Origin of the sequence: Plantibacter flavus (assembly GCF_002024505.1) — a bacterium.
Classification (GTDB): domain Bacteria; phylum Actinomycetota; class Actinomycetes; order Actinomycetales; family Microbacteriaceae; genus Plantibacter; species Plantibacter flavus_A.
In genome coordinates, this window is the sequence record NZ_CP019402.1 from 2,039,743 (window position 1) to 2,058,277 (window position 18,535).

16 protein-coding genes are annotated in these 18,535 nt (G+C 70.0%); 12 read left to right on the forward strand and 4 right to left on the reverse strand.

Features of this window, described 5'->3' with window-relative positions; genetic code table 11:
• Positions 1 to 24: 24 nt before the first annotated feature.
• The 6 genes from BWO91_RS09565 to BWO91_RS09590 are packed head-to-tail and all read left to right on the forward strand — an operon-like array spanning position 25 to position 8,284.
• Positions 25 to 984 carry a carbohydrate ABC transporter permease gene (locus BWO91_RS09565; RefSeq protein ID WP_064293740.1) on the forward strand — a complete coding sequence of 320 codons (960 nt, stop codon included), beginning with the start codon at positions 25 to 27 and terminating at the stop codon, positions 982 to 984.
• On the forward strand, positions 984 to 1,877 hold the full coding sequence (locus BWO91_RS09570) for a carbohydrate ABC transporter permease (protein ID WP_079002436.1): 894 nt from the start codon (positions 984 to 986) through the stop codon (positions 1,875 to 1,877). The genes BWO91_RS09565 and BWO91_RS09570 overlap by 1 nt, the downstream gene beginning before the upstream one ends.
• Positions 1,874 to 4,234 (forward strand): beta-glucosidase family protein, encoded by a 2,361-nt coding sequence (locus tag BWO91_RS09575; RefSeq protein WP_079002437.1) that lies wholly within the window; start codon positions 1,874 to 1,876, stop codon positions 4,232 to 4,234. Before BWO91_RS09570 ends, BWO91_RS09575 begins: the two co-directional genes overlap by 4 nt.
• Positions 4,235 to 4,236: 2 nt before the next feature.
• Positions 4,237 to 6,489 (forward strand): beta-L-arabinofuranosidase domain-containing protein, encoded by a 2,253-nt coding sequence (locus tag BWO91_RS09580; RefSeq protein ID WP_079002438.1) that lies wholly within the window; start codon positions 4,237 to 4,239, stop codon positions 6,487 to 6,489.
• 49 nt (positions 6,490 to 6,538) lie between these two features.
• Positions 6,539 to 7,549 carry a LacI family DNA-binding transcriptional regulator gene (locus tag BWO91_RS09585; protein WP_079002439.1) on the forward strand — a complete coding sequence of 337 codons (1,011 nt, stop codon included), beginning with the start codon at positions 6,539 to 6,541 and terminating at the stop codon, positions 7,547 to 7,549.
• A 30-nt stretch (positions 7,550 to 7,579) separates the two neighbouring features.
• Entirely contained in the window at positions 7,580 to 8,284 is a 705-nt protein-coding gene (locus BWO91_RS09590; RefSeq protein WP_079003919.1) for a cyclodeaminase/cyclohydrolase family protein, read from the forward strand.
• 7 nt (positions 8,285 to 8,291) lie between these two features.
• On the opposite strand, the gene BWO91_RS09595 is transcribed toward BWO91_RS09590, so the two are convergent.
• Entirely contained in the window at positions 8,292 to 9,299 is a 1,008-nt protein-coding gene (locus BWO91_RS09595) for a diacylglycerol/lipid kinase family protein (RefSeq protein WP_071260036.1), read from the reverse strand.
• 79 nt (positions 9,300 to 9,378) lie between these two features.
• Between BWO91_RS09595 and arfB the strand changes: the two genes are divergently transcribed.
• The gene (gene arfB / locus BWO91_RS09600; protein WP_079002441.1) at positions 9,379 to 9,801 is read left to right on the forward strand and encodes an alternative ribosome rescue aminoacyl-tRNA hydrolase ArfB; all 423 of its coding nucleotides are present in this window, start codon (positions 9,379 to 9,381) and stop codon (positions 9,799 to 9,801) included.
• 111 nt (positions 9,802 to 9,912) lie between these two features.
• On the forward strand, positions 9,913 to 10,899 hold the full coding sequence (locus BWO91_RS09605; protein WP_079002442.1) for an NAD-dependent epimerase/dehydratase family protein: 987 nt from the start codon (positions 9,913 to 9,915) through the stop codon (positions 10,897 to 10,899).
• A 12-nt stretch (positions 10,900 to 10,911) separates the two neighbouring features.
• Here the strand turns inward: BWO91_RS09605 and BWO91_RS09610 are convergent, their stop codons facing one another.
• A complete protein-coding gene (locus BWO91_RS09610; RefSeq protein ID WP_079002443.1) occupies positions 10,912 to 12,243 on the reverse strand; it encodes an LLM class flavin-dependent oxidoreductase in 1,332 nt (443 codons plus the stop codon).
• The gene (locus BWO91_RS09615) at positions 12,240 to 13,595 is read right to left on the reverse strand and encodes an O-acetylhomoserine aminocarboxypropyltransferase/cysteine synthase family protein (protein ID WP_079002444.1); all 1,356 of its coding nucleotides are present in this window, start codon (positions 13,593 to 13,595) and stop codon (positions 12,240 to 12,242) included. The genes BWO91_RS09610 and BWO91_RS09615 overlap by 4 nt, the downstream gene beginning before the upstream one ends.
• A gap of 211 nt (positions 13,596 to 13,806) precedes the next feature.
• Here BWO91_RS09615 and BWO91_RS09620 point away from each other — a divergent pair, with 211 nt between their 5' ends.
• The 4 genes from BWO91_RS09620 to BWO91_RS09635 all read left to right on the forward strand — a co-directional run bounded on the left by BWO91_RS09620 (position 13,807) and on the right by BWO91_RS09635 (position 16,929).
• On the forward strand, positions 13,807 to 14,466 hold the full coding sequence (locus tag BWO91_RS09620) for a ThuA domain-containing protein (protein ID WP_240555772.1): 660 nt from the start codon (positions 13,807 to 13,809) through the stop codon (positions 14,464 to 14,466).
• Between the two features lie 177 nt (positions 14,467 to 14,643).
• Positions 14,644 to 14,994 carry a hypothetical protein gene (locus tag BWO91_RS09625; protein WP_064293749.1) on the forward strand — a complete coding sequence of 117 codons (351 nt, stop codon included), beginning with the start codon at positions 14,644 to 14,646 and terminating at the stop codon, positions 14,992 to 14,994.
• Between the two features lie 69 nt (positions 14,995 to 15,063).
• Positions 15,064 to 16,107, forward strand: a complete 1,044-nt coding sequence (locus tag BWO91_RS09630; protein ID WP_079002445.1) for an LLM class flavin-dependent oxidoreductase — start codon at positions 15,064 to 15,066, stop codon at positions 16,105 to 16,107.
• A 45-nt stretch (positions 16,108 to 16,152) separates the two neighbouring features.
• On the forward strand, positions 16,153 to 16,929 hold the full coding sequence (locus tag BWO91_RS09635; protein WP_079002446.1) for an SGNH/GDSL hydrolase family protein: 777 nt from the start codon (positions 16,153 to 16,155) through the stop codon (positions 16,927 to 16,929).
• Between the two features lie 24 nt (positions 16,930 to 16,953).
• Here the strand turns inward: BWO91_RS09635 and BWO91_RS09640 are convergent, their stop codons facing one another.
• Positions 16,954 to 18,525 carry a molybdopterin-dependent oxidoreductase gene (locus tag BWO91_RS09640; protein WP_064293752.1) on the reverse strand — a complete coding sequence of 524 codons (1,572 nt, stop codon included), beginning with the start codon at positions 18,523 to 18,525 and terminating at the stop codon, positions 16,954 to 16,956.
• Positions 18,526 to 18,535 lie beyond the last annotated feature (10 nt).

Below are 18,535 nucleotides of genomic sequence, written 5' to 3' on the forward strand. Positions count from 1 at the left end.
CCGGAACGCCCCTGAAGGATCATCGTGACCACGCACATCACTCCACCTCGGCTGCTGCCCAAACAGTCGCCACCCGGTATCGGGACGCGCATCCGCAACACCCTGCCGGAACGCTTCGCCCCCTACGTCTACATCGCCCCGTTCTTCCTGATCTTCGCCGTCTTCGGGCTGATCCCGCTCCTGTTCACCTTCGTCGTGTCCCTCTTCGACTGGAACCCGATCGGTCAGCAGACCTTCATCGGCTTCGACAACTTCACCAGGCTCGCGGCCGACCCACGGTTCTGGAACGCGATGCTGAACACCTTCGCGATCTTCATCATCTCCACGGTGCCGCAGCTGGTCATCGCCCTGGGCCTCGCCCATCTGCTGAACCACGTCCGCCTGCGCTTCGCCACGGGGTTCCGGATGGCGATGCTCGTGCCGTACATCACCTCGGTCGCCGCGACCACGATCGTGTTCGCCCAGCTGTTCGACCGTGACTACGGGCTCTTCAACTACCTCATCAGCTTCTTCGGCGGTGACCACGTCGACTTCCTCAACGACAAGGTCGGCTCGTGGTTCCTCGTCGCGCTCATGGTCGTCTGGCGGTGGACGGGCTACACGACGCTGCTCTACCTGGCGGCACTGCAGGCGATCCCTCGCGACGTGTACGAGGCGGCCGCCGTCGACGGTGCCGGCGGTTGGAAGCAGTTCGTCTACATCACCATCCCGTCGTTGCGTCCCATCATCGTGTTCACCATCGTCACGTCGACGATCGGCGGGCTCCAGGTGTTCACCGAACCACTGCTGGTGAACCCGGCCACCGGCCTCACCTGCGGTGCGGCACGACAGTGCCAGACGCTCACGCTGTTCCTCTACGAGCAGGGCTTCGGCCAGTTCGAGTTCGGATACGGCTCGGCGATCGGTGTCGCGCTGTTCGTGATCGTCGTCCTCGTCGCCCTGCTGAACTTCTTCCTGTCCACCCGCACCCGAGGAGGACGCTGATGTCCGAGACGCTCAACTCCACCCAGCTGATGGCGAGCGCGACCTCCGCCGGCCGGAAACGGAACGGCGGCCGGATCGGCCGCATCCCCTGGTACACCTACGTCCTCCTCGTGTGCGCCGTCGTCGTGAGCATGTTCCCGCTGTACTTCATGTTCGTCGTCGCGACCACGGACTCGGCGACGGCGACCACCCTGCCACCGCGGCTGTATCCGGGCGACAACCTGTTCCACCTCGTGGGGCTCGTGCTCGAGACCGTGCCGTTCATCCAATCGATGATCAACAGCCTCATCGTCGCGCTGTCGATCGGCGTCGGATCGGCCCTGCTCTGCGCCCTGGCCGGGTTCGCCTTCGCGAAACTGGAGTTCCGCGGCCGCAACGCGCTGTTCATCCTCGTGGTCCTCACCATGACCGTGCCGACGCAGCTGAGCGTGATCCCGCAGTACCTGATCATCTCCGCGCTCGACTGGGTGGACACGCTTCAGGCGCTCATCGTCCCCGGCCTTGCGAGCGCGTTCGGCATCTTCTGGATGCGTCAGCACATCTCGAGCTCCGTGAGCGACGAGCTGCTCCAGGCGGCGAGACTCGACGGTGCCAACACCTGGCAGATCTTCTGGCGGATCGTCTTCCCGGTCATCCGACCGGCGGCGTTCGTCCTGGGACTGCTCGGCTTCGTCGGATCCTGGAACGACTTCCTCTGGCCGTTCATCGTCCTGAAGTCGCCCGAAATGTACACGGTCCAGATCGCGATCAAGGCCCTGCAGTCGCAGCGGTCGATCGATCTCGGCCTGGCGATGGCCGGGTCGTTCCTGGCCACCATCCCGCTGCTCATCGCGTTCATCTTCGTCGGCAAGCGCATGGTGACCGGGATCATGGACGGAGCGTTCAAGGGATGACCCTGCAACACGACGGCGTCACGCCGACCACGTCGGGTATCGTCCGCGGCGTCTGGAACGACCGACGGGCGTCACCCGACGAGCGGGCGCGAGCACTCCTCGATGAGATGACCCTCGAGGAGAAGGTCGGTCAGCTCGGTTCGGTCTGGTTCACCGAGACGGCGGGCGACTTCGCGCCGAGCGTGGACGGCTCCGACGACCCGGCTGCGCCGACATCGGCGCCCACCGGCGACTTCACGGGTGGCCTCGGGCAGTTGACGCGCATCTTCGGGACCGAACCGGTGACGGTGGCCGAGGGCGTCGATCGCCTGCGGGAACGGCAACGGCAGGTCGTGGCCGGCAACCGGTTCGGCATCCCCGCGATCGCGCACGAAGAGTGTCTGACGGGGTTCGCCGCGTTCGGTGCGACCGCCTTCCCGACGCCGCTCGCCTGGGCCGCCTCGTTCGACGAGGAGCTCGTGGAGCGGATGGCGGAGGCGATCGGAGACGACCTTCGCTCGGTCGGGGTCCATCAGGGGCTCGCGCCGGTCCTCGACGTCGTGCGCGACTACCGCTGGGGCCGGGTCGAGGAGACGCTGGGGGAGGACCCCTACCTCGTCGGCCAGCTCGGCGCCGCGTACGTGCGTGGTCTCGAGCGGTCCGGGGTCGTGGCGACGCTCAAGCACTTCGCCGGCTACGCCGCGTCCCGAGGCGCGAAGAACCATGCCCCGGTGAGCATGGGGCGCCGCGAGCTCGCCGATGTCGTGCTTCCGCCGTTCGAGACGGCGATCCGGCTCGGGGGAGCGCGAAGCGTGATGAACGCCTACACCGATCTCGACGGCGTCCCCGCCGGTGCCAGTGTCGAATTGCTCACCGACATCCTGCGCGACGACTGGGGTTTCGACGGCACCGTCGTCGCCGACTACTGGGCGATCCCGTTCCTCGCGACCATGCACCACGTCGCGAGCGGTGCGGCGGAGGCCGGCGCGCTCGCCCTCACCGCCGGGATCGACGTCGAACTCCCGGAGACCGCCGGCTACGGCGCCGGTCTCGTCGGGCTCGTCCAGGACGGGGCGCTCGACGAGCGGCTGGTCGACCGAGCCGTGCTCCGGCACCTGCGGCAGAAGATCGAGCTCGGCCTGCTCGACCGGGGCCCGCTCGTGCCGGAGCACGCCGCATCGACCGACCTCGACGGCCCCCGCAACCGCGCCATCGCGACGCGTCTGGCCGAGGAGTCGGTCGTCCTCCTCAGGAACCGCGCAGTTCTCCCGCTCCGGACCACCGCGCGCATCGCCGTGATCGGGCCGGCGGCCGACCAGTTCCGCAGTCTCGTGGGCTGTTACGCATTCCCCAACCACGTGTTGTCGAAACACCCCGGGCACGATCTCGGCATCACCATCCCGACGATCCTGGACGCGGTTCGTGCCGAGTTCCCCACGGCGGACATCGTCGTCGAACCGGGATGCAGCATCACCGGGACCGGTCAGGAGGACGTTCCGGCCGCGGTCGAAGCCGCCCGTTCGGCAGACGTCGTCGTGCTGGCCGTGGGTGACATCGCGGGCCTGTTCGGCGATGGCACCTCGGGAGAAGGCTGCGACGCCGAGGACCTGCGCCTCCCCGGGGGTCAGCACGACCTCGTGCTCGCCGTCCTCGAGACCGGGACGCCCGTCGTCCTGACCGTGCTGTCCGGGCGACCCTACGCGCTGGGGGACTACGACCGGGCCGATGCACTGGTCCAGGCCTTCTTCCCCGGCCAGGAGGGCGCAGCAGCCGTCGCGGGGCTGCTGTCCGGCCGCGTGAGGCCGAGCGGACGGCTCCCGGTGCAGATCCCTCGCTCACCGGCCATGCCGGGCACGTACCTGCAGCCGCCGCTCGGTCTGGCGTCCCGCGGGATCAGCGTGCTCGACCCCACGCCGCTCTTCCCGTTCGGTCACGGCCTCACCGCCGGGGACGTCCGCTACCGATCGCTCACGAGTGCAGCGGAGCTCGCCGTCGACGGCGAGGTCCTCGTCGACGTCACGGTCGAGAACATGGGTGTCGAGGACGCCGTCGAGGTGATCCAGCTCTACGGCACGGATCCGTTGGCCTCGGTCGTGCGCCCGTCGGTCGAGCTGCTCGCGTTCGCACGCCTCACGGTCGCTGCCGGGACGTCGACGACCGTGCGTTTCTCGGTGTCGGCCGACCGCTTGTCCTTCACCGGGGTCGACGGTCGCCGGGTGGTCGAACCGGGGACGTACGTGCTGTCCGCCGGGCCATCGGCGCTCGAGCGTCCGCTCACCCGCACGATCGAGGTGACCGGCAACCGGCGGGAGCTGGTCGGGCCGCGCGAGCTCCGCGTGGACTGGCGGCCCGTCGGTGCGGGCGCGAGGAAGGCCTGACCATGCCGTTCGTCCCGATCACCCAGGTCACCCTCACGGGTGGGCCCCTGTTCCGAGCGCAGGAGGCCGACCGCGCCTACCTGCGAGCCCTCGAGCCCGATCGTCTGCTCGCCCCGTTCCTCCGTGAGGCGGGCCTGGAGCCCCGGGCGGCGTCCTACGACGACTGGGAGGTGCGCGGACTCGACGGCCATACCGCCGGACACTACCTCTCGGCCTGCTCCCTGATGGTCGCCTCCACCGGGGACGACGTCCTGCGTTCCCGGCTCGAGTACACGGTCGCCGAACTGGCCCGCGCACAGGACCATCTGGGGACCGGATACGTCGGTGGTGTCCCTCGGAGTGCCGAGCTCTGGGCCGAGGTCGCAGCGGGGATCACCGAATCGACCTTCCGTGCCGGGCGCTGGGTGCCCTGGTACAACCTGCACAAGCTGTACGCCGGGCTCATCGACGCGGCCCGCTTGACGGGGGACCACGCGGCACGTGATGTGGTCCTGCGCCTCGCCACCTGGTGGGAGGAGCTTGCCGCGGGGATCGACGACGAGCACTTCCAGCTCATGCTCGAGACCGAGATCGGAGGGATGAACGAGGCGTACGTCGACCTCTTCGACCTCACGGGCGACGCCCGACATCTCGCGATGGCCGCCCGCTTCACATCCGTCGCCCTCAGCGAACCGCTGTCGCGCCGGTCCGACGAACTGACCGGCCTGCACGCCAACACCCGTATCCCGCAGTTCGTCGGCTTCGCCGCCCTCGCCACGCGGAGCGACGATCCGGCCCTCGCCCGCGCGGCCCGGTTCGCCTGGGAGACGATCCTGACGCGGCGCACGGTCGCGATCGGCGGCAACAGTGTCCGGGAGCACTTCCATGCCATCGACGACTTCACCCCGATGACCGAGGATCGGGAGGGGCCGGAGACCTGCAACAGCTACAACCTCATCAAGCTGGGCCGACGGCTCAGTGCCGACGAGTCCGACCCGGCGATCGCCGACGCGCTCGAACGGATCCTCTTCAACCACCTCCTGTCATCGCAGCACCCCGAGCACGGCGGCCTCGTCTACTTCACCTCCATGCGACCCGACCACTACCGCGTCTACTCCTCGCCGGAGCACAGCTTCTGGTGCTGCGTCGGGACCGGTCTGGAGAGTCACGCGAAACACGGCGAGTCGCTGTACCGGTTCGACGACGACACGGTGTCGGTCGAGCTCTTCGCGCCCTCCATCGTGCGGATCCCGGAACTCGGTCTCGAGCTGCAGCAACGGACGGCCTTCCCGTCCGACGGCGTGGTCGGACTCACCCTCGGGCTCACCGGCTCGCGGCGGTTCCGGCTCCGCGTCCGGGTCCCCGGGTGGAGTGATCCGACACCCGAGATGTTCCTCAACGGCGCTCCGGTGACCGCCGAACGCGAACGCGGCCATCTCGTCGTGGAGCGTGAGTGGAGCGACGGCGACACCGTGTCGTTCGAGCTCACCATGGGCGGTCGTGCGGAACCGTACCCGGACGGCTCGGACTGGATCTCGCTCCTCTGGGGTCCGTCCGTCCTGGCGGCCCGTGGCGAGTCGCTCCCGACCGGCGTCGTGCTGGCCGATCGGCCGCACGCCCCGCACACGGCGGTCGGCCCGCTCACCCCGCTCGCCTCGGCACCGATCGTCACGCGGACGGCTGTGCCCTACCGGGACGCCGACGGGCGACTCCGGGTCGACTCGGACCGAGGACCGATCCCGTTGGAACCGTTCGCAGGCCTGCACGACGCGCGGTACACCGTCACGTTCCCCGTGGCGTCGTCGGCGGACGAGGACGCCGTCGACCGGCGCCGCACCGCCTTGGTCGAGCGGGACCGACGCGCCGCGAGCATCGACGGACGGACGGTCGACCGGGTCGCTCTGGGCGAGCAGCAGCCGGAGGCGGATCACGGGTTCGAGGGGCGCTCCAGCGTCAGTGGCGCGGTGGGTGGGATCCGCTGGCGGAGCACGGCCGAGCGTCTGTCCGTGAGGCTCGTCGATCCGCATCTCCTCGGCCGGGTCGTCAGAGTGACCTGGCTGCACGATCAGGCGGGCCACGGTTTCACCCTGGAGATCGACGGTACGCCGATCGCTCCGCAGGAGGTCGGGCGAGACGACGACCTGGAGTGGGCGGAGTACCCGCTGACACCCACCAGCGCCGGGTGGGGTGTCCGGCGGTTCGCGCTCGTCGCGCAGCCGGATCGCGAGACCCCGCGGTGCACCGAACTCCGAGTGCTGACCGCAGAGGGCGCCTGACCACCGGTACCGGCGCACACAGCACCCCGGGATGCGGGAGCATGGAGCCATGACGACGACGCCGGAGCGGGACGATCTCAACGTGACGCTCGCGGACGTCGCCGCGAGGTCGGGATGCTCGGTGTCGCTCGTCTCCCGGGTGCTCGCCGGGAAGCGCCATGCATCCCCGGACACCAGGGACCGCATCCTCGCTGCAGCGCACGACCTCGGCTACGACCGCGCAGCACAACGTCGCGGTCGACCTCGCTCGGTCCCGCGCCTGCTCGACCTGGCGATGAGTCAGTGGGACGACCCCTGGGCGAACACGGTCGTGACGAGTGTGCGGCGGGCGGCCGCTGCGGCGAACTACGATCTGGTGCTCACGCCGGAGAGCGAGTCGATGCTCGACGACTGGCCCAGTCGGGCACGTGCGCGGGGATCGGCCGGTGTCGTCGTGTGTCTCATCCGTCCCAATGTGTCCCAGCTCGACATCCTCGCCTCGGCCAACATCCCCGTGGCGCTCCTCGATCCGCGTGCGGAGCCGGCGCGGAGCCTGCCGAGCGTCGGGTCCACCGACTGGCAGGGTGGCTTCGACGCGGGTCGGCATCTCGCCCGGCGGGGGACACGTCGGTTCCTCATCATCACCGGCCGACCGAAGTACCGGTTCGGCCGTGCGAGGGAGGCCGGTTTCCGAGCGGCGGTCGAACGGCACGCCGACGGGGCGACGGTCGAGGAGATCTCGTCGCCCTGGTCCTCGGAGAGTGCGTTCGTCTCCGTGCGCAAGCTGCTCAGGCAGGGCGGGCTCCCGATCGGCGTCTTCAGCTGCAACGACGAGATGGCCTACGGCGTCTACCGCGCCGCTGAGGAGCTCCAGCTCCGCATCCCCGACGACATCAGGGTCGTCGGCTTCGACGACCTCCCGCAGTCCAGGTTGATGCCGCCGCCGATGACGACAGTGCGCCAGCCGATGCGCGCGATGGCCGCGCGTGCGGTCCAGCTCGTCCTCGAGGCGGAGCCCGGGACGGACCCCGGGGACCGCGCGGAGTTCCCGACCGAACTCATCGTCCGCGCCTCGAGCTGACGCGGACGCGGACGCGGGAGAATGGTCGCCATGACGGGACCATCGGATACCGAAGACGTGTCGACCGAGTACTCGAGCGTGTCGGCGTGGATGCGGGCGCTCGGCACGGCGACCGGGAACCCCGGCGGCGGGGCCGCATCCGGACTCATGCTGGCGATCGCCGCCGGCCTCACCGCGATGGTCGCCGGCTACACCCGAACCACGCACGCCACCGAGGACGCGAGCGGGCGGGACTCGGCCGAGGCCGAGGCGACGATCGCCGCACTCCGCGCTCGCGCTGAGGCACGCTCCGAGCTGGCGCTGCGTCTGGCCGACGAGGACGCCCACGCCTCGCGAGCGTTCGGCAGCGCCTTCCGTCTACCGGCCGGCGTCGGACGCGACGAGGCGATCCGTGTTGCGTCCATCGAGGCGGCCGCGGCCTCGGCTCGGCTGGGCGAGCATGCCGTCGACGCGATCGACGATCTCGCCTGGCTGACCGAGCACGGCAACCCGGCGTTGATCGCCGACGTGGCGGTGGCGATCGGTGCACTCCGCGCGGCGATCACGGGAGCGCGGACCAACGTCAGCTTCGATCTCGGTTCGGTCCGCAGCGCACACGGCTCCCTCGAGGAGATCCGCGCCGAAGAGCCGCGCCTGTGGGAACTCGTCCCCGTGTTCGACCGCGCCCTCAAGCGGATCGACCGGCTCGCGGCGTCGATCGACCCCGAGGCCGCTCCCACCGACGCGGCGTCGTAGCCGGTGGTCAGCGCCCGCCGGGGCGCGCAGCCGGGCCGCTCGGAACCCGGACGATCAGGGCGTGGTGCAGGTTCCTCAGCGAGACCGAGATCACCGAACCGTGCGAGTCGCCGTCCAGTTGGATCTCCTGCGGCTCCTCGAGTCTGAGATGCATCGTCCGCGCCTGTGCGTAGCTGATCGCGCGTGCCTTCGGCGAGAATCGTCCGACCAGTCGGCCGAACCGCGTGCGGTGCAGCATCCGGTTGAACGTCAGACGGTAACCGATGTTCCCCCAACCCGGACCCTTGCCGGGGCGCAGCATGACGGCATCGAGGAGGCCGTCGTCCACGACGGCCTCCGGGAGCAGCAGGACCCCGCCGGTGAGCGTGCCGGAGTTCCCGACGATGATCGTATGCGCTCGGGCAGCCGCCTCCGGACGGTCGTCCAGTCGATAGTGCAGATCGAACTGCCGGTTGCCGATGATGCTCCGCGCGATCGGATCGGAGTAGGCGAGCCAGCCGATCCGTCGCTTCAGCCGCTCATTGGTGTGGCCCGCCATGTGCGCGTCGAGGCCGATACCGGCCATGACGAGGAAGACCTCGTCCCGGTTCGTGCCGTCGCTGCGCCCGAGACTGACCTGACCGACGTCGACCACCTGGTCTCGCCCTGAACAGGCGATGTCGACCGACCGCTTGAGGTCGCCCAACGGCAGGCCGAGCGCGCGGGCGAAGAGGTTCCCCGTTCCGGCCGGGACCAGCCCGAGGGGGATGCCGGTGGAGGCGATGGCCTCGGCGGCGACCCGCAGTGTCCCATCGCCTCCTGCGACCAGGATGAACGAGGGTGCCGAGGCGATCGCGGCCGCGGACGCACCCCGGCCGTCGTCGTCGGCGCTCGTCTCGTGCCAGGTGGAGGGTGCCAGTCCGTGCGTCGATTCAGCGGCTGCGACGGCCGAGCGGAGGACCTCGATGTCGACCTTGGAGGGATTGACGACGACGGCTGCGCGTCGACGTCCGCGTTCGGCTGGTGCATCGTTCACAGCGTCAAGGATAGGAGGCACCGGCTCGGAACCAGCGGTGGACGCGAGCCGTGCCGCGGGTTCGTGAGACGCTTGCCCCATGGACCTCGAGGTGTCGCCCGGACTGACGATCCCAGCAGCCGAGCTGCAGTGGCGTTTCTCCCGGTCGTCCGGCCCGGGCGGACAGCACGTGAACACCTCCGACAGCCGTGTCCAATTGACATGGAGTGTGGCAGAGTCGGCCGTCCTCACCGACGAGCAACGAGACCGACTGCTCGAGCGGCTCGACGCTCGGCTGGTCGGCGGAGCCATCACCGTGACCGTCTCCCGCGAGCGATCGCAGCTCCGGAACCGCGAACTCGCACTCGAAGCGCTCGCGACGCGCATCAGGTCGGCCCTCGCGCCGCCGGCGCCGACGCGCCGGTCCACGCGTCCGACCCGCGGATCGGCGCGACGCCACCTCGCCGCGAAACAGCAGCGGAGCGCCACCAAACAGCAACGACGACGTCCCTCCGACGACTAGCGGGTCACCACGTCGCCTCCCGCAAGGGCGTGCGTCGGACGGTCCGGTCCATTAGCGTTCCCGGAGAGCGCACCCGTCGACGCCGTCGTCGTGCGCGAACGGAGGAACACCATGCGCATCGTCGTCATCGGAGGGACCGGCCACATCGGCACCTTCCTCGTCCCGCGACTCGTCCGGGCCGGCCACGAGGTCGTGAGCGTGAGCCGCGGCGATCGTTCGCCGTACACGGAGGTTCCCGAGTGGGACCAGGTCGAGCGGGTCCGGGCCGATCGGGAGGCCGAGGACCGGGACGGTGTCTTCGCACGACGCATCGCGGATCTCGGTCCGGACGTCGTCATCGATCTGGTCTGCTTCACGGTCGCCTCGGCGACGGCACTCGTCGAGGGGCTGCGCGGCAACACGGGCCAGCTGCTCCACTGCGGATCGATCTGGCGCTACGGTCCCAGCGCGTCCGTCCCCATCGTCGAGGGCTCCGGGACGGCGCCGTTCGGCGACTACGGTGTCCAGAAGGATCAGATCGCCCGACTGCTCCAGCAGGAGAGCGCCGACGGAGGACTGGTGACGACCTCCCTGCATCCCGGGCACATCGTCGGACCGGGGTGGGCGCCCATCAACCCGCTCGGCAACCTCGACCTCGGGGTCTGGCGGACCCTCGCACTCGGTTCACCGCTGCGCATCCCCGGACTCGGTGCCGAGCTGCTGCACCACGTGCACGCCGACGACGTCGCGCAGGCCTTCGAGCTCGCCGTCGCGAACCGGGATCGTGTCGCCGGCGAGGATCTCAACGTGACCTCGGCCGCCGCGGTGACCGTCCGCGGCTACGCCGAGGTCGTCGCCGGCTGGTTCGGACGCTCGGCTGAGCTCAAGTCGGTGACCTGGGAGCATTTCCGAGCAGAGACACCGAAGGAGCACGCCGACACCACCTGGGAGCACCTGGTGCGGAGCCATTGCGCGTCGATCGACAAGGCACGGTCGCTGCTCGGATACGAGCCCGCCTACACCTCGACGGAGGCGGTCCTCGAGTCCGTCCGTTCGCTCGTCGCCCGCGGGGAGTTGGACGTGCCCGAACCACGAGCAGCCCTGAACACGAGCCGCTGACGACGCGATCCTTCAGGTGGCGTGCAACGAGCTCCGGAGTCCGTGCGGTGCGTCGACTTTCGGACGCTGCAGGATCCCGCGGCGTCGGAGGATCGGCACGAGTTCGTCGAGCATGCGGTGCACCGTCACCGGGTGGAGGTCGCCCGAGAAGATGAACCCGTCGTTGTCCGCCTCACTGCCGGCGCGTTCGATGTGGTCGGCCACCTCAGCCGCCGTGCCGACGACACCGCTGCCGTCGGTGATCCGCCCGAGTCGTGCCTTCGGCACGAGCAGCTCCCGGAGCGTCGCCGCCGCGAAGGACTCGTGCTGGCCGCGCAACGCGTCGAGGCTGCCGCGCGACACGTGGTCGCCGAAGACGGACGGGTCCACCGGTCGGTCGAGGTCGAGCGCGGTGAGGTCCGTCTCCAGGTCGCTCGACCACGCGAGTGCGACGGAGCGCAGGGTCTCATCGTCCGGCTGTTCCGAGGCGGCGACGAGACGGTCGGCCTCGGCACTGCTCGACACGATGACGGGCTTGAACACGAACAGGATCGCGGGAGGGGTGTCCCGACCGACGGCAGCCGACGCGTCGAGGACCCGCCTCCGGTACGCACGGAGGCTCGCGATGTCGAGCGGTGCGAGGGCGAGCTGGACGTCCGACTGTCGTCCGGTGAAGGCGAGCCCTCGCGGCGAAGAGCCCGGCGACACGATGACGGGCTCCCCACCGGAGTCCTCGTCGAAGGGCAGGGCGTTGAGCGGCCCGTCGAAGTCGTAGTGTGCGCCGCGATGCTCGACGCGGTCGAGGTGGCGGCCGTCGGCGAAGCGTCCGGAGGCGGTGTCACCCACGTACGCGCCAGGTCGCCAGCTCCGCCAGAGCGCGCGCACGCCGTCCAGCCACTCCTCCGCCCGCTCATAGGCGATGTCGTGCGGCACGACCGGCTCGCCGAAGTGACGGCTGCTGCCGACGTCGGTCACCACGTTCACCCCGAACCGTCCGCGACTGAGGTGCTGCAGGGTCGCGAACTGCCGTGCCGCCTGGTACGGCGGCAGTTGCAACGGGTTCACGGTCGGGATGATGCCGATGCGCTCCGTCACCGCGAAGAGGAACGGGGCGAGGCTCAGCGGGTCGTGCTTCGGCCCGCCGTAGGCGCCGCGGATGCGGAGGTCGAGTGTCTCGGGGTTCCCCAGCGAGAGGGCGTCCTCGATGATCAGGAGGTCCAGGCCCGCCTGCTCGAGCTCGCGCACGGCCTGCTGGTAAAGAGCAGGTTCCTGCCAGCGGTAGTCCCAGTCGAGGTACGGGTGCCCCCAACCGTGCGGACCGAACCCACGTGACAGGAACCAGCCGAAGCGTTGCCGGGCACTCACGCGGCGACCGCCTCGTCCGCCGTGACGGCCGCGCCGGAGCTCGTCGACGGTTCCCGGACCGGGAGGGCGTCGAACGCCGAGGCGAGGTCCGCGATGAGGTCGGCCGCGTCTTCGATGCCGACGGAGATCCGCACGAGTCCTTGGCCGATGCCGCTCGCCGCGAGCTGCTCGGCCGAACGCTGGGCGTGCGTGGTCGAGGCCGGGTGGAGGATCAGCGACCGGACGTCGCCCAGATTCGTCATCCGCGTGAACAAGCCGACGTGGTCGATGACCGTCCGTGCTGCGTCCCGTCCGCCGTGCAGGGTGAACGAGAACACCGATCCCTGTCCATCCGGCAGATACCGGTCCGCCAGGCCGCGGAACGGACTGTCGCTGAGCCCCGAGTAGTCGACCGAGGCCACTTCGGTCCGTCCCGCCAGCCACGTCGCGAGGGCGAGGGCGTTCTCGCTCTGCCGTTGGACGCGGAGTGACAGCGTCTCGATGCCCTGTGCGATCAGGAACGCGTTGAACGGCGACGGCGTCGGGCCGAGACGCAGCGCGACCGATGCCCGTGCGTAGGCTGCCAGCGCTGCACGCCCGTCCGCCTCGACGTGGCTGAGCCCGCCGAGCGCGGCGACCGGTGAGGTGAGGTGACGATAGCGGTCCGCGTGAGCGGTCCAGTCGAACGTGCCGCCGTCGACGACGACCCCGCCGAGAACGGTGCCGTGCCCCGCCAGGAACTTGCTGGCCGAGTGGACGACGATGTCGGCGCCGTGCTCGATGGGACGCAGGAGGTAGGGCGTGGCGAAGGTGTTGTCGACGACGAGCGGGACCCCGTGCGCATGGGCGACGTCGGCGACGAGACGGAGATCCGTGAGGTCGTTGCGTGGGTTCGGAATGGACTCGACGAAGATCGCGCGCGTCCCGGGTCGGATGGCACGCGCCCAGGCGTCGGCGTCGAGCGGATCGGAGACCTCGCTCGTGGTGATACCCAGCCGACCGAAGTTCTCCGTGAAGAGGCTGCGCGAGCCCTCGTACAGACTCGGCGCGGTGAGCAGGTGGTCGCCGGCCTCGAGCAGGGAGAGCAGGGCGACGCCGACGGCCGCCTGTCCGGAGCCGAGGAGCAGCGCGTCCACACCACCCTCCAGGGCGGCGAGACGGCGCTCGACGGCGTCGATCGTCGGATTGCCGACCCGGCTGTAGCTGTAGCCACCAGGGTCCGGACCGAACCGCTGCTCCGCCTCGTCGAAGTCCGCGAACACGAACCCGGCACTCGCGTAGATCGGCAGAGCCCGCGGCTGGAGCGGCGCATCGGGTGCGCCACCGGCGTGCAGCTGTCGGGTGCTGAAGCCCCCTCGATCCCGCTCGTGCATCGCCTCGTCCTCTCCGTCAGCCCGGCCGTCGTCGACGCCCCGGCGTCGGTGACAGGCACTCTACGGTCGGGATCGGGGCGGGCGCAGGTGACGACGACATGTGCGGACACAATCGGTCGGCGACGCAGCCGTCGGGAGAGGCCCCGTACCCTGGAGAGACGTCGGCCGCGCACACGGTGACCGGCGCCGACGGATCGGACGAGGGGGAACCGTGAAAGCACTCATCGCATCGGGGAGCGGTCGGTATGCGGATCCGTGGCACCCGTACGCGCGCACGAGCCCGCTCATCGCGGAGGTCCTGGAGACGGCCGGCTTCGCGGTCGAGATCGACGAGGACGTCGATCGTGCGATGACGCGACTCGAGGGCGTGGAGCTCCTGGTGGTCAACGCAGGCGACCCGTGGCGGTCCGAGGACCAGGGTCGAGCGCCCGCTGCCGCCATCGACGGTTTCGCGGAGGCGCTGGGTCGGGGGATCGGTGTCCTCGCGATGCATGCGGCGCTCGCCTCGCTGCGGGACTACCCGGACTGGGCGCCGACGATCGGGGCGCTGTGGCTGCCCGGCGTGTCCTGGCATCCGCCGATGGGCCCGACCGTCGTCCGCGGCCTGGCGTCGCCCGACGGCGCGGCGCTCGGCGACATCCCCGTGGACGACGAACAGTACCTGCGGCTGCAACCCGTCGGTCGGAGCACCACCGTCGCCGAGCACGAGGTCGACGGCGAGCGGTTCCCTGCGGTGTGGGTCCGCGAGGTGGGGCCTTCGCGCGTCGCCGTCGACGCACTCGGACACGACGAGCGGTCCTACGCCTCGGCGGAGCACCGTGCACTGCTCGCGACGCTGGCACGGTGGGTGGCCCGGGCGCCGTCTGCGTGATCCGTCACGGATCCTCGATCGGCTTCGTCTGTGTCGTGACCCTCGTCGGCGCAAGCCCCCGTCGAACGGGAGTCGCCTCCCGCGACCGGGTCTATGCTCCTGTTCGGGGCTGCGAGCGACCATGACGGCCGGATGCGGCCCTCGTCAGGAATCGGAACCTCGAGAAAGCCGCACCACGTGTCACAGGACCTCATGTCACCCGAGAACAACGTCCAGCGCATCATGCGCACCGGAACCGTCTGGTTCGGCGTCGCGGTCGGGAGCACCGCGATCGTCCTTGGGCTCCTCCTCAGCTCAGGTTGGCGACCGGCGGTCCTCGCCGAGGGACTCCGCGTGGTCTGGTGGTGCTGCTCGGTCATCGTGGGTTTGAGCATCGGTCTGCTCGGCTGGTCCGGGTGTCCGATCCTGGAGGTGGACGTCCCGACGGCGTCCCGGAACAAGTCGTTGACCATGCAGCTCGGAACGATGCTCTTCATCCTCGGGAGCATCGGCGCCATGTTCACCGTGCTGGCCGGCTCGCCGAGCTGACACCCGCGGCGCGGGCACGTCCGGCTCCTGCAGCATCGTCGCGTCGGAACGGCGTCGTAGAGTCGATGCATGGCCAGATCCTCAGCACCGCTCCGCAGACTCGGGTTCCTCACGATGGGCCTGTTCGACCCCGAGGAGCCGGCGGCCGGGCACGAGGCGACCCTGCAGCTCATCGAGCTCGGTGAACACCTGGGGTTCGACAGCGCCTGGCTGCGGCACCGGCATCTGCAGTTCGGCATCTCCTCACCGGTCGCCGTCCTCGCGGCGGCGACGCAGCGCACGAAGCGCATCGCGCTCGGCACCGCGGTCACACCGCTCGGCGCGGAGAACCCCTTCCGGCTCGCAGAGGACCTGGGCACGGTCGACGTCCTCTCGGGCGGCAGGCTGCTTCCCGGCTTCAGCACCGGTGAGCCGATGCGCTTCGACGCGTTCAAGCACGCGATCTACCCGTCGACGCTCGACCAGGAGGACCTCGGCTACGACCGCGTCCTGCGCCTCCGCTCCTTCATCCGCGGTGACGTCGTCAGTGACAGCGCCGGTCGTGAGGGCCAGGAGGACTACTCCTCACGGGTCGAGCCGCATGCCGACGGTCTGGCGGAGCGGCTCTGGTACGGAGCCGGCAGCCTGCGGTCGGCGGGTTGGGCCGGTGAGCAGTCCTTCAACCTGCTCACGAGCAGCGTCATCGCCGCCGAGGACGGCACGACGGACTTCGCGGCGAACCAGGCCGCTCAGGTGCGTCGGTTCCGAGAACTCCACCCGGCGGGTGAGCGGGCCCGCGTGTCGCAGGGGCTCGTGGTCATCCCGACGGATTCCGCGACGGCGACCCAGCGAGCCCGGTACCGCGAGTACGTCGACTCGAGACGGCACCGCGTCGGCGTCGCCCATGGGCCGCGGCGGATGCTCTTCGCGGAGGACCTCGTCGGCAGCAGTGCGGAGATCGCGGAGCGGCTGCACGAGCACGCCGGCTTCCAGGAGGTCGACGAGGTCGCCTTCGCCCTCCCGTTCACACTCGAACCGGACGACTACACGCAACTACTCACCGACATCGCCGGCGCGCTCGGGCCCGCCCTCGGCTGGCGACCGGCCGCGGACGGAGAGTCCCGTCCCTCCTGAGCGGGCCAGTCGGAGACGCCTTCCGGTCGCGCGTACAGTGCAGGTATGACGCAGCACGGGTTCGGACGGTACGTGGCCATCGGCGACAGCTTCAGTGAGGGCTACGGGGATATCCGGGAGGACGGCACCCTCCGCGGGTGGGCGGACTTCGTGGCCCTCGGCCTCGCCCGGGCGTCCACGGAGACCGTCAGCTACGCGAACCTCGCCATCCGCGGGAGGAAGCTCGTCCCGATCCTCGACGAACAACTCGACCGTGCGATCGAGATGGGTCCGGACCTCGTCAGCTTCAACGGCGGCGGCAACGACATCATGCGCCCGCGGGTGTCGATCGACGGCGTCGCCGACCGCCTGGACGGTGCGGTCGATCGTCTGCGCGCCGGGGGAGCCCACGTGCTGCTGTTGAGCGGCGCGAACCCTTCCGCCCACATCCCGATGGGTTCGCTCCTCGCCCGCCGCGGCGAGCAGCTGGCCCAGGCCGTGCGGGTGCGGTATCCGCGTGACGGGGTGACCTTCGTCGACAACTGGGCTGACCGGACGCTCGCCGACCTCAGGTACTGGTCGGTGGACCGCTTGCACCTCAACGCCCTCGGCCATGCCCGGGTGGCGGGCAACGTGCTGACGGCGCTCGACGTGCCGGTCCCGGAGGAGTGGGGGATCGACGACGTCGCTGCTGCCCCGCCCGGTCCGCGTCAACGTCGCACCGCGGCCTACTACCGGGAACACGTGCTCCCGTGGATCGGGCGCCGTCTGACCGGTCGGTCCTCGGGCGACGGTCGCGAACCGAAGATCGCCCAGCTGCGACCGGTCGACACCCGCGGCTGACCGTCACCGGTCAGCCGCGGACCGTCAGCCGACGCGGACGAGCGTCCGCTGCCAACCGGAGGATCCGTTCGGAGCGATCGGCGCCTGCTTCTCGATCTGGAGGTTCCCGGCCTTGTCGGTCGCGCGGACGGCGACGTAGTGCGTGCCGGCCGTCGCCTCCCAGTCCATCCACCACTGCACCCAGGTGTCGTCGTTGATGGCGGTCGTGAGATTGACGCTCTGCCAGTCGCCGTTGTCGATGCTGACCTCGACCTTGGCGATCCCGACGGTCTGCGCCCAGGCGACACCTGCGATCTTCGCCGGGCCCGCCGGAACCTGCTTGTCGATCCGGGGTGTGTCGATCCGCGAGGAGAGTTTGATGGGCGCCTTCGCGTCGTAGCCGCGCGGGGTCCAGTAGGCCTCGTCCTTGTCGAACGTCGTGACCGTCAGCTTCGTCAGCCACTTCGTCGCCGACACGTAGCCGTAGAGGCCCGGGACGACCATGCGCACGGGGAAACCGTGCTCGAGCGGCAGCGGCTCGCCGTTCATCGCCACGGCGAGGATCGCGTCCAGGTTCGGGTCGGTGAGTGACTCGAGCGGCGTGCTCGCCGTGAACCCGTCGACGCTCGTGGACAGGACCATGTCGGCCTTCGAGTCCGGCATCGCCCGCTTGAGGACGTCGCGCACAGGGATACCGAGCCACTTCGCGTTGCCCAGGAGGTTGCCGCCCACCTCGTTCGAGACGCAGGTCATGGTGATGACGTATTCGTCGAGACCCATGGCGAGGAGTTCCTCGAACGTGATCTGCACCTGCTCACCGACCATGCCGTCGATCGTGAGCGTCCAGGTGGCCGGATCGACCGTCGGCACGGTCAGCGCGGTGTCGACGCGGTAGAACTTGTCGTTCGGCGTGAAGAGCGGGCTGAGGCCGTCGACGTCCGCCTCGGCTCCGTCGGGGATCGTGACGGTCGACTTCGGCGCCGGGAGCTTGAGGGCGTCGCGGACGGCCGTGATCGACGAGGTGGTGACGTTGACGAGGCGTGCGCCCACGCCGACGACGACAGCACCGGCCGCCGCGATGCCGGCCACGCGGAAGAAGCCTCGACGGTCGAACGCCGCGCGCTCGTCGTCCGAACCGTTCGCGGCGCGCTTCGGCAGGCGACGGCTCAGGAGGATGAGGATCACGACGCCCGCCGCGAGACCGAGGATCACCGGGACGACGGCGAGCGGGGTGGCACCGGCGCGGGTGACGGTCGTCGCTCCGGCGAAGACGCCGGCCGCGAATAGGACCACGACACCGAGCGGTGGACGGATCTGCTGCAGGACCCCGGCGATCGCCGCGGCGATCACGACGGCGACCCCGAGGCTCACGAGGAGGAAGATCTTGTCGTTGCTGCCGAACGTCTCGATCGCGAACTCCTTCGCCCACCGCGGGACGATGTCGATCACGAACGATCCGACGGTGAGGAGGGGGCTGCTGCCGCGGGCGAACAACAGCGCCGCCAGCTCGGCGATCGCGAGGAACACCGCTGCTGCGACGATCCCGGACAGTGCTGCCGCGAACCAGACGAGACGTCGTCCGCCCCGTGTGGTGCCGGTCTGGTGCTTCGATGGCATGTGCTACTCC

Bases quoted from the DNA above. Each gene is read 5' to 3' on its own strand.
- BWO91_RS09590 (WP_079003919.1), top strand. From the start codon at position 7,580: ATGACGGGACCATCGGATACCGAAGACGTGTCGACCGAGTACTCGAGC.
- arfB (WP_079002441.1), top strand. From the start codon at position 9,379: ATGGACCTCGAGGTGTCGCCCGGACTGACGATCCCAGCAGCCGAGCTG.
- BWO91_RS09635 (WP_079002446.1), top strand. From the start codon at position 16,153: ATGACGCAGCACGGGTTCGGACGGTACGTGGCCATCGGCGACAGCTTC.
- BWO91_RS09580 (WP_079002438.1), top strand. From the start codon at position 4,237: ATGCCGTTCGTCCCGATCACCCAGGTCACCCTCACGGGTGGGCCCCTG.
- BWO91_RS09630 (WP_079002445.1), top strand. From the start codon at position 15,064: ATGGCCAGATCCTCAGCACCGCTCCGCAGACTCGGGTTCCTCACGATG.
- BWO91_RS09570 (WP_079002436.1), top strand. From the start codon at position 984: ATGTCCGAGACGCTCAACTCCACCCAGCTGATGGCGAGCGCGACCTCC.
- BWO91_RS09615 (WP_079002444.1), bottom strand. From the start codon at position 13,595: ATGCACGAGCGGGATCGAGGGGGCTTCAGCACCCGACAGCTGCACGCC.
- BWO91_RS09605 (WP_079002442.1), top strand. From the start codon at position 9,913: ATGCGCATCGTCGTCATCGGAGGGACCGGCCACATCGGCACCTTCCTC.
- BWO91_RS09585 (WP_079002439.1), top strand. From the start codon at position 6,539: ATGACGACGACGCCGGAGCGGGACGATCTCAACGTGACGCTCGCGGAC.
- BWO91_RS09640 (WP_064293752.1), bottom strand. From the start codon at position 18,525: ATGCCATCGAAGCACCAGACCGGCACCACACGGGGCGGACGACGTCTC.
- BWO91_RS09575 (WP_079002437.1), top strand. From the start codon at position 1,874: ATGACCCTGCAACACGACGGCGTCACGCCGACCACGTCGGGTATCGTC.